The organism is Kitasatospora sp. NPDC004531, assembly GCF_053602195.1.
Window position 1 is genome coordinate 1 of sequence record NZ_JBSGDD010000189.1, and the last position, 3,493, is coordinate 3,493.

The 3,493-nt window shown below is 67.2% G+C and carries 4 protein-coding genes and 2 pseudogenes; 2 read left to right on the forward strand and 4 right to left on the reverse strand.

Annotated features, from left to right (window positions below; translation table 11 throughout):
• From ACWEMJ_RS33895 to ACWEMJ_RS33910, 4 genes and pseudogenes are all read right to left on the reverse strand, one after another.
• A partial coding sequence (locus tag ACWEMJ_RS33895) for a hypothetical protein (RefSeq protein WP_452140988.1) occupies positions 1–230 on the reverse strand: 230 nt, incomplete at its 3' end.
• 398 nt (positions 231–628) lie between these two features.
• The gene (locus ACWEMJ_RS33900; protein WP_452140989.1) at positions 629–991 is read right to left on the reverse strand and encodes a hypothetical protein; all 363 of its coding nucleotides are present in this window, start codon (positions 989–991) and stop codon (positions 629–631) included.
• Positions 992–1,005: 14 nt separating this feature from the next.
• Positions 1,006–1,992, reverse strand: a complete 987-nt coding sequence (locus ACWEMJ_RS33905; RefSeq protein WP_452140991.1) for a transcriptional regulator — start codon at positions 1,990–1,992, stop codon at positions 1,006–1,008.
• A gap of 90 nt (positions 1,993–2,082) precedes the next feature.
• A pseudogene (locus ACWEMJ_RS33910) lies at positions 2,083–2,262 on the reverse strand (helix-turn-helix transcriptional regulator); the annotation flags it as partial.
• A gap of 300 nt (positions 2,263–2,562) precedes the next feature.
• On the opposite strand from ACWEMJ_RS33910, the gene ACWEMJ_RS33915 reads away from it, so the two are divergent.
• The gene (locus ACWEMJ_RS33915; RefSeq protein ID WP_452140990.1) at positions 2,563–2,781 is read left to right on the forward strand and encodes a hypothetical protein; all 219 of its coding nucleotides are present in this window, start codon (positions 2,563–2,565) and stop codon (positions 2,779–2,781) included.
• A gap of 497 nt (positions 2,782–3,278) precedes the next feature.
• Positions 3,279–3,493: pseudogene (locus ACWEMJ_RS33920) on the forward strand (hypothetical protein); the annotation flags it as partial.

Consider the following 3,493-nt stretch of genomic DNA (forward strand, 5'->3'; position numbering starts at 1 on the left):
GTGCGCACCGCGCCGTCCTCGCCGGTCAGCGTGACCGTCACGCCGGCCAGGCCCGGGTTCAGCGCCGGGCTGTACGTCCCGCTCTCGTCCACGGCCCGGACCACCCGCACCGTCACCGAGCCGTCCGCCGTCGCTGCGGGCGCGGACACCGCCGGGCCCGTGGCTATCCCGGCCGCGAGTACCGCCGCCAGCACAGCCGGACGCCGGTACCCGTCTCTCTTGAGTTGCACGTTCTCCCCTCCTGTTGCCGACGCCCGCTCCTGTGGAGAGGGCACCGATGGGACGGGAGATTAGCGGTCCTGAGCGAAGATCGGAACTCAGCCTTCCACTTCTTTGGTGGCAGGACAATCTCTGGGTCGTGAAAGGTGATTGACGGGCAATCAGTCAGCGAGCAGCAAGGCGAGTGGTCCACCTTGCAGCAGGAACCTGCCTTCGACGGCGGCGGCAACGGCCTCGGCCATCGGCCACCACCTCGGCTCGAAGCTCTCCTCGCCAGGCGCGAGTCAGTGCGGGCCGAGGCTCAGGGTGGCCTCCGCCCGCTCGTGCCCGACCGGCCCCGCCGGCCGCTGGCGCCAGGCCCTACATCCCTCGGCCTCCCCGCGCGGCGTGGAAAGGCCGAGAGGATCGTTCATCGAGCCAACGCCCGCTCAATTGCCTCGAAGATGTCCGCGTCGGTTTCCCGCTGCCACGGCGGCAGCTCGTCCCAGTCCGCGATGTATCCCGGCTTCGGGTTTTCAATGTGCTTGTGGATCTGGGCGATCCAGCACAGTGACACGAACCTTCCCTTCTGTTCCCGAGTGAGCTTCGCAGTGTTTCCAGAACTCACCCGGATGAACTCTTGAACCTGGCCGAGCACTGCTGCGGCGCACTCGCGCTCCCACTCCGGCGTTTCGGCCCAGGGGGCAATATATCCGGGTTTCGGATCGCCGGGGTAGTGCTTCAGGACGCCGGAAATCCAGGCCTCGCGGAAAATCTGCCCGTCGATGGACATGTACTGCTCCTCGGTCAGGCGACGCTGTCAAGCGCCGAGATTTGCTGATGCAATGCCAGAGCGCGGCTGTCGGACATGAGCGGGGCAAGTCGATTCTTGACGGCTTCCAGCTTTCTTCCGACGTAGCCGGAGCCGGTCTGACCGGCAAGCTCCAGGGCAGCCTGGACGTAGTGGCTTGTTTGGTCAAGGTCGTGCCGCTCGACACCAAGGGCCGCCAACTCTGCGAGCACGGCCCCCCGGCGACGCAGTGAAAGCGATTGGGAGAGCGCCGAGGTCAGCGCCGTCTCTGCCAGATCAGGCCGACCGAGGGCGAGATAACATGTTCCTCGCTCCTCGGCGAGGCGCGATCCGTCGAAGCGGAGCCAGCCCCCGTTGTGCGGTTGTCCCGGCAGGCCGTGCACCTTTTCGGCGGTGTCGAGGGATCGACTGGTGGCATCGAAATCTCCGAGCCCTGCGTAGACCTCGGCCTGGACCGCCGCCACCCAATAGCGTGTGGACAACTGGCTGTCTCCGCGCTCGGCCACTCGCGCTGCTGCCGACAGAATCGGTGCAGCAACGGCAAATCTCTTTTCATAGAGCTCCACAAAGGCGTGGCGCGTCAATGCACAGGCCCACATGTCGAATGCACCTGCTTCTTTGCAGGCACTGGCAGCCAGGGCGTAGCAATGGGCAGCATCAACATACTTGTTACCGTCGAAGAAGATCTCCCCTGCCAACTGGTAGAGATCTCCCACCAGGAGACAGAGGCGCTGACGGGACGAGTCGCTCTGGTTCTCTTCCAATCCTCTGGCGAGCAGTCCGAGTTGGTGGCGAACCAATGGGTATACCACTTGTTTCGAGCCGGACAGAGAGAATGTCCGCCAGAGGGCCGCATTCAGTTCAGGGCCCGTTTCCGCCAACGAGGTGGCCGTCCCACTCTTTGGCGCGATTCCGTCAACTGCGGGCAGGGAAATGAGAGCACCAGTTACGGCGAGCAGGCTCAAAACGTCACGGCGCTTCATGTCGTCTGTGTCCCCAGGAGGCAGAGCGGCGGCAGAGGCCACCGGGAGGGCCGGAACGGCTGCTTCATCAGGAGTCAGTAGCTCCGCAAGTCCCTCAGGGGTGACCCTGAGGGCCCGAGCAAGCTTTGGAAGGACCCAACCGTGCGGGTCGGCACCGGCCTCCCAGCGAGCAACGGTGGATGTCGCCACCCCCAACAGTTCGGCCAGACGCTCCTGACTGTAGCCCAGCCTCTTGCGACGAGCAGCAAGCTGCCTTCTCCTGCCGGGCATATGTGCGTCTCCCACTCGAAAGACCCAGGTCAAGCCTGACAACGCGTTGATTATGCCTGACGGATGCTCAACTTCCGCTCTGGTCCTGCACGGAGGGTGATCGTTCACTGGATGCAGCAACCTCCACCATTCGGCAGGAGAACCCACATGTCCACCAGCACCATGTCATCGGTCGGCACGCTCGGCCGGCGCTTCGGTGGATCCGTAGTGACTGCGGCGCCTGACCCACAGCCCCAGGCGGTCGCACGAATCCCGAGGACTCGCCTCCCCGCGGCGGCCTCGGGGGGAGGGAACACCACCATGGCGACACGTAAGACCCCGAGGGTCTACCGCGACCCCGGGCCCGGACCGGCGAAGGCCGAGCGGTACCGCCTCCCGGAGGGCTGGGACCCGCTGGACGACTACCGGGCGGCCAACGCGGCCGGGCGGGCCCGGACCCTGGGCGAGGCCGTGCAGGAGTCGGCTGTGCGGTCCTCGTGCCGCTGCCGCAACTGCATCGCCCGCAGGGGCGTCACGTGAGTGCGCGGGGAAGGGAGGGAGCGGGCACGGGGTCGTTGGCCCGCGCTGTGGGCGAGGGTCGTGTCGTGGACCGGCCTGACGGCTATCGCGAGGGGACCTGTTGGGTCTGTCGGCGCGAGACCCTGGTCTGTGTGGGTCTGATGCTCCAGGCTCCCGGGGAACGCCGGAGCACGGGCCACTGGATCTGCGACGACTGCATCGCCCGCGCCCGGACGCCCCACCGCCGCGCCGCGCTGCGAGCCGCGCTCGACCGGCGGCCGGCGTAGCCGGGTGGACGGGGATCAGGAGGACTACCGCGCCGCGACCGGACGTGCCGCGCGAGGCGCTGGTGGTGCTGCTGACGACGACGGCGCTGATCACGTCCGGCCTCAGCTGTGTGCCGCACAGGCACCGCGAACTCCCGGGCCCGGTGGGCGACACCTCCACCGGGCCCGGGCACCACCCCTGCTCCACTCGCCCGTGACGAGCGGGCGCAGTCAACCCAATGGGAGAAGCACGTGGGCACCATCACCGAACCCACCACGGCGCTGGCCAAGTTGGGCAAACGCCGGCCGACCCGCGCCGCGTACGGCTCGGTGCCGGAGATCTGGTTCACCGACGCGGACGGGGAGTTGGACGCCGAGGCCCTGAGGCGATACCTCACCACCGGCACACTGTGGGCGAAGTGGGACTGCGGCCCGATCGAGGGCACCGACGGCGACGAGCTGGTTCT

Excerpts from the sequence above, each read along its gene's own strand:
- ACWEMJ_RS33900 (WP_452140989.1), bottom strand. The coding sequence starts at position 991 with ATGTCCATCGACGGGCAGATTTTCCGCGAGGCCTGGATTTCCGGCGTC.
- ACWEMJ_RS33905 (WP_452140991.1), bottom strand. The coding sequence starts at position 1,992 with ATGAAGCGCCGTGACGTTTTGAGCCTGCTCGCCGTAACTGGTGCTCTC.
- ACWEMJ_RS33915 (WP_452140990.1), top strand. The coding sequence starts at position 2,563 with ATGGCGACACGTAAGACCCCGAGGGTCTACCGCGACCCCGGGCCCGGA.